The sequence below is a fragment of the Mycobacterium sp. 1245852.3 genome (assembly GCF_001669335.1).
GTDB classification, from domain to species: Bacteria; Actinomycetota; Actinomycetes; order Mycobacteriales; family Mycobacteriaceae; genus Mycobacterium; species Mycobacterium europaeum_A.
On sequence record NZ_LZLL01000141.1, the window covers coordinates 1 to 6,050 of the forward strand.

The following is a 6,050-nucleotide window of genomic DNA, read 5'->3' on the forward strand; positions in this document are numbered from 1 at the left end:
CTGGCGGGCTGCACCGCCGCCGGCATCGGGGCCCTCTCGCTGGCCAGCTCGCTGACGGTGACGGGCCTGCCCGACCCGGGTCCGGTGACCACGCTGGGGTTGCCGTTCGTGCGGGCGGCGGGCGAGATCGGCGCGGTGCTCGCGGTCGGCTCGTTCCTGTTCGCCGCGTTCCTGGTACCGCCGCAGCGCAACGGCGTCCTCGACGCCGACGGCTACCGGGCGCTGCGGCTGGGGACGGTGGCGTCGGGGGTGTGGGCGGTATGCGCCGCCCTGCTGGTCCCGTTGACCATCTCCGATGTGTCCGGCCATGCCGTCGCCGACATTCCCGCGGCGCGGATGTGGTCGCTGGCGGGCCTGATCACCAACGCCTCGGCCTGGCGCTGGACCGCGATCCTGGCCGCGGTGATCACGGTGGCGAGCCTGTCGGTGCTGCGCTGGTCGTGGACGCCGGTGCTGGTCGCCGCGTCGGTGGCGACGCTGATTCCCCTTGGCCTGACCGGTCATTCGTCCGCCGGGGGTTCGCACGACCTGGCCACCAACGGCCTGCTGATCCACCTGGTCGCCGCCAGCCTGTGGGCCGGTGGCCTGCTCGCCCTGCTTGCGCATGCCCTGCGGGGCGGTGGTCACCTCGGGCTGGCCGCCAGGCGTTTCTCGATGATCGCGTTGTGGTGTTGGGTGGCGATGGCGGTGAGCGGTCTGGTCAACGCGCTGGTCCGCGTGCAGCCCTCGGACCTGCTGAGCACCGACTATGGGCGGTTGGTCACCGCGAAGTTCATCGCGCTGTGCTTCCTGGGGGTGCTGGGCTGGCGTCAGCGACGCGTGAGTGTGGCTGCGCTGCAAGCGGATCCGAGCCACGGGCGTGGCGCGCTGCTGCGGCTGACGTTGATCGAGGCCGCCATTTTCGGCCTGACCTTCGGCATCGCCGTCGGGCTGGGCCGCACCCCGCCGCCGCCACCCCCGGCCCGGTTGCCGTCGATCCCCGAAGCCGAGATCGGCTACGACTTCGACGGACCGCCCACCGTGGCGCGCATCCTGTTCGACTGGCGCTTCGACCTGATCTTCGGTTCGGCGGCAGTCGTCTTTGCCGCACTGTATGTGACCGCGCTGGTGCGGCTGCGCCGGCGCGGCGATCACTGGCCGCCGGGCCGGACCTCTTCCTGGCTGCTCGGCTGCGCGGTGTTGCTGTTCGCGACGTCGTCAGGCGTCGGCCGCTACATGCCGGCGATGTTCAGCATGCACATGGTGGTCCACATGTGCCTGTCGATGCTGATCCCGATCCTGCTGGTGCTCGGCGCGCCGGTCACCCTGGCGTTGCGGGCGCTGCCCGCCGCCGGCCGTGACGATCCGCCTGGCATGCGGGAATGGCTGCTGGCCGCGTTGCACAGCCGCTTTTCCCGGTTCCTCACCAATCCCGTGGTGGCCACCGTGCTGTTCGTCGCCGGGTTTTACGGGCTGTACCTGTCGAACCTCTTCGACGTCACCGCGAGCAGCCACGCCGGGCACCTGGCGATGAACGTGCACTTCCTGGTGAGCGGCTACCTGTTCTATTGGGTGGTGATCGGGGTGGACCCGACGCCGCGACCGATCCCGCCGCTGGCCAAGGTGGCGGTGGTCTTCGCCTCCCTGCCGCTGCACGCCTTCTTCGGGGTGGTGCTGATGGGCACCAAGAAGGTCCTCGGCGCCGACTACTACCGCTCGCTCGATCTGAGCTGGCACACCGACCTGCTCGGCGATCAGCGGCTGGGTGGGGGCATCGCCTGGGCGGCGGGGGAGTTTCCCCTGGTGATCGTGATGCTCGCGCTGCTCATTCAGTGGGCGCGCAGTGATCGTCGCACCGCCAAGCGGTTGGACCGGGCCGCCGAACGCGACGACGACGCCGAGCTGATGGCCTACAACGCGATGCTGGCCCAACTGGCGCGGGGCGAGCGGGCCCAGCGGTCCGGCCCGGCCGATCCCGACTGATCCACAGTCCCGGTTTCTTCCACAGCGGCGGCCCGTCTCCGGGTCGTTCCGGCGGCGTTCGTCGGTGGCGCCGCGCCTACTGGCAGCCATAGCCAATGCAAACGAGAAGGGATCAGCCCATGTTCGAAACGTCGCTCACCGTCGTCGGTCACATCGTCAACAACCCCGAACGCCGTCAGGTCGGCAACCAGGAGGTCATCAAGTTCCGCGTCGCCAGCAATTCCCGGCGGCGCACCGCCGACGGCGGCTGGGAGCCCGGCAACTCGCTCTTCATCAACGTCAACTGCTGGGGCAAGTTGGTCACCGGCGTGGGGGCCGCGTTGGGCAAGGGTGCGCCGGTGATCGTGGTGGGCCACGTGTACACCAGCGAGTACGAGGACCGTGACGGCAACCGTCGGTCGTCGCTGGAGATGCGCGCGACCGCGGTCGGGCCCGATGTGTCCCGCGCGATTGTGCGCATCGAGCGCCCGGGCTACACCGGTCCGACCGCCACCGAGGCCGCCGCACCGCCGGCGGATGCGTCCGACGCCGCTGGTGAGGACGCCGGCACCGAGGACACCGAGTCCGCCGACACCGGTCCGCTGCCGCTGACCGCTTAGCGGCGGCGGTCGCGCCGCCGGACGATGCCTAGGATGGTCCGCGAGATCACTTCGCAACCAGAAAGGCACAACCGCGGCATGGCTGAGTTCATCTACACGATGAAAAAGGTCCGCAAGGCGCACGGCGACAAGGTGATCCTGGACGACGTCACACTGAGCTTCTATCCAGGCGCCAAGATCGGTGTCGTCGGGCCCAACGGCGCCGGCAAGTCGAGCGTCTTGCGGATCATGGCGGGCCTGGACAAGCCGAACAACGGCGACGCCTTCCTGGCCAACGACGCAACCGTCGGCATCCTGCTGCAGGAGCCGCCGCTGAACGAGGACAAGACCGTCCGCGGCAACGTCGAAGAAGGCCTGGGCGAGATCAAGGTCAAGCTCGACCGTTTCAACGAGGTCGCCGAGCTGATGGCCACCGACTACTCCGATGAGTTGATGGAGGAGATGGGCCGGCTGCAGGAGGAGCTCGACCACGCCGACGCGTGGGACCTCGACTCGCAGCTGGAGCAGGCCATGGACGCGCTGCGCTGCCCGCCGCCGGACGAGCCGGTGACCAACCTGTCCGGTGGTGAGCGGCGCCGCGTCGCGCTGTGCAAGCTGCTGCTGTCCAAGCCCGACCTGCTGCTTCTCGACGAGCCGACCAACCACCTGGACGCCGAAAGCGTGCAGTGGCTCGAGCAGCACCTCGCGTCCTACGCGGGGGCGATCCTGGCGGTGACCCACGACCGGTACTTCCTGGACAACGTCGCCGAATGGATCCTCGAACTCGACCGCGGCCGCGCCTACCCCTACGAGGGCAACTACTCCACCTACCTGGAGAAGAAGGCCGAGCGGATCGCCGTGCAGGGCCGTAAGGACGCCAAGCTGCAAAAGCGGTTGGCCGAGGAGCTGGCGTGGGTGCGCTCCGGGGCCAAGGCGCGCCAGGCGAAGAGCAAGGCCCGGCTGCAGCGCTACGAGGAGATGGCCGCCGAGGCCGAGAAGACGCGCAAGCTCGACTTCGAGGAGATCCAGATCCCGGTCGGTCCGCGGCTGGGCAACGTGGTGGTCGAGGTCGACCACCTCGACAAGGGCTACGACGGCCGCACCCTCATCAAGGACCTGTCCTTCACCCTGCCGCGCAACGGCATCGTCGGCGTCATCGGCCCGAACGGGGTCGGGAAGACCACGTTGTTCAAGACCATCGTCGGCCTCGAGCAGCCGGACAGCGGCACGGTCAAGGTCGGCGAGACCGTCAAGCTCAGCTATGTCGACCAGACCCGCGCCGGAATCGATCCCAAGAAGAACGTGTGGGAAGTCGTCTCCGACGGGCTGGACCACATCGTGGTCGGCCAGACCGAGGTGCCGTCGCGGGCCTACGTGTCGGCGTTCGGATTCAAGGGACCGGATCAGCAGAAGCCGGCGGGGGTGCTCTCCGGTGGCGAGCGCAACCGGCTCAACCTGGCGCTGACGCTCAAGCAGGGCGGGAACCTGATCCTGCTCGACGAGCCCACCAACGACCTCGACGTCGAGACCCTGAGCTCGCTGGAGAACGCCCTCGAGCAGTTCCCCGGCTGCGCCGTGGTGATCTCGCACGACCGGTGGTTCCTGGACCGCACCTGCACACACATCCTGGCCTGGGAGGGCGACGACGACAACGAGGCCAAGTGGTTCTGGTTCGAGGGCAACTTCGGGGCATACGAGGAGAACAAGATCGAACGCCTCGGCGCCGATGCGGCACGGCCGCACAGAGTGACCCACCGCAAGCTGACGCGCGACTAGTGTCAGCTCTGCCCCGCACCGCCACCCAGCGGGGCGACCGAGCGCACTGACCACCGTCGCCAGTTGGGAGCTATCGGCATGACGATCGATCCCGAAGCCAGACACGATCTCGAGCCGTGGACGACCTTCACCCAGCAGCGAGACATTCCCGAGTGGATCTCGAGGGCCTACGTAGAGAGCTATCGCGGTCCGCATAGCGACGAGTCGGGCGGCGCGGAAACCAGGCCCATCGACTTGACCGTGCCGGCGGCGATCGTGACCCCGGCCATGCTGAGCGCCCACTATCGCCTCGGCCTGCACCGGCCCGCCGGCGAAAGCCGCGTCGCGGTGTACCCGGCCGACGACCCCGCCGGGTTCGGGCCCGCGCTGCAGGTGGTCACCGACCACGGCGGCATGCTGATGGATTCGGTCACCGTGCTGCTGCACCGGCTCGGCGTCCCGTACACGGCGATCATGACGCCGGTGTTCGACGTGCTGCGCAGCCCGGAGGGCGAGCTGCTGCGTGTGCAGGCGAAAGCCGAGGGCGCATCGCAATACGAGGGTGAGGCGTGGATCCACGTGCAGCTGTTGCCGTCGGTCGACAGCAAGGGGCTCACCGAGGTCGAGCGGCTGCTGCCCAAGGTGCTCGCCGACGTGCAACAGGTCGCCAGCGACGCCTCGACCCTGATCGCCGCCCTGGACGACCTGGCCGCGCAGGTGGAAACCAATGCCGACGGCCACTTCTCGGCCCCCGACCGCGACGACGTCGCGGCGCTGTTGCGCTGGCTGGGCAACGGCAACTTCCTCCTGCTCGGCTACCAGCGCTGCCACGTGCACGACGGCCAGGTCTCCGGCGACGGGTCGCCGGGCCTGGGCGTCCTGCGGACCCGCACCGGCTCGCGCCCCCGGCTGACCGACGAGGACCGGCTGCTGGTCCTGGCGCAATCCGTGGTGGGCAGCTACCTGCGCTACGGCGCCTACCCGTATGCCATCGCGGTCCGCGAATACGTCGATGGCGCCGTGATCGAGCATCGCTTCGTCGGGTTGTTCACGGTGGCCGCCATGAACGCCGACGTCCTGGAGATCCCGACGATTTCGCGCCGGGTCCGTGAGGCGCTGGCCATGGCCGACAACGACCCGATCCACCCGGGCCAGCTACTGCTCGACGTCATCCAGACCGTTCCCCGTTCGGAGCTGTTCACGCTGAGCGCCGAACGGCTGCTGGCGATGGCCAAAGCGGTGGTGGACCTGGGCCCGCAACGAAACGCGTTGCTGTTCCTGCGTGCCGACCGGCTGCAGTACTTCGTTTCCTGCCTGGTGTATCTGCCGCGTGACCGCTACACCACGGCGGTGCGCCTGCAGATCGAGGACATCCTGGTGCATGAATTCGGCGGCACCAGGCTGGAATTCACCGCCCGGGTCAGCGAATCACCTTGGGCCCTCATGCATTTCATGGTCCGGCTGCCGTCCGAAGGCCCCGACGCCACGCCGGTCGACGTCTCCGAAGACAACCGGATCCGCATCCAGGCGCTGCTGAGCGAAGCCGCGCGGACCTGGGCCGACCGGCTCATCACCGCCGCCGCCGAAGGTTCGGTGGGCCATGCCGACGCCGAGTACTACGCGGCCGCCTTCTCCGAGGTCTACAAGCAGGCCGTCACCCCGGCCGACGCGATCGATCACATCGCCATCATCAATGCGCTGCAAGACAACTCGGTCAAGCTGGTGTTCACCGAGAACGAGGACGGGTCCGCCCAG

At 68.7% G+C, this 6,050-nt stretch carries 3 protein-coding genes and 1 pseudogene; all 4 read left to right on the forward strand.

The window, feature by feature from the left end:
- Nucleotides 1–1,962, forward strand: a 1,962-nt coding sequence (locus A9W96_RS06325; protein WP_067138482.1) for a cytochrome c oxidase assembly protein, incomplete at its 5' end; no start/stop codon positions are given.
- A 119-nt stretch (nt 1,963–2,081) separates the two neighbouring features.
- Complete coding sequence (locus tag A9W96_RS06330; RefSeq protein WP_066860266.1) at nt 2,082–2,561, forward strand: single-stranded DNA-binding protein; 480 nt, start codon at nt 2,082–2,084, stop codon at nt 2,559–2,561.
- Nucleotides 2,562–2,639: 78 nt separating this feature from the next.
- Nucleotides 2,640–4,316 carry an energy-dependent translational throttle protein EttA gene (ettA, locus tag A9W96_RS06335; RefSeq protein ID WP_066860374.1) on the forward strand — a complete coding sequence of 559 codons (1,677 nt, stop codon included), beginning with the start codon at nt 2,640–2,642 and terminating at the stop codon, nt 4,314–4,316.
- 78 nt (nt 4,317–4,394) lie between these two features.
- Nucleotides 4,395–6,050 (forward strand): annotated as a pseudogene (locus A9W96_RS06340) (NAD-glutamate dehydrogenase domain-containing protein); the annotation flags it as partial.

Bases quoted from the DNA above. Each gene is read 5' to 3' on its own strand.
- A9W96_RS06330 (WP_066860266.1), top strand. From the start codon at position 2,082: ATGTTCGAAACGTCGCTCACCGTCGTCGGTCACATCGTCAACAACCCC.
- ettA (WP_066860374.1), top strand. From the start codon at position 2,640: ATGGCTGAGTTCATCTACACGATGAAAAAGGTCCGCAAGGCGCACGGC.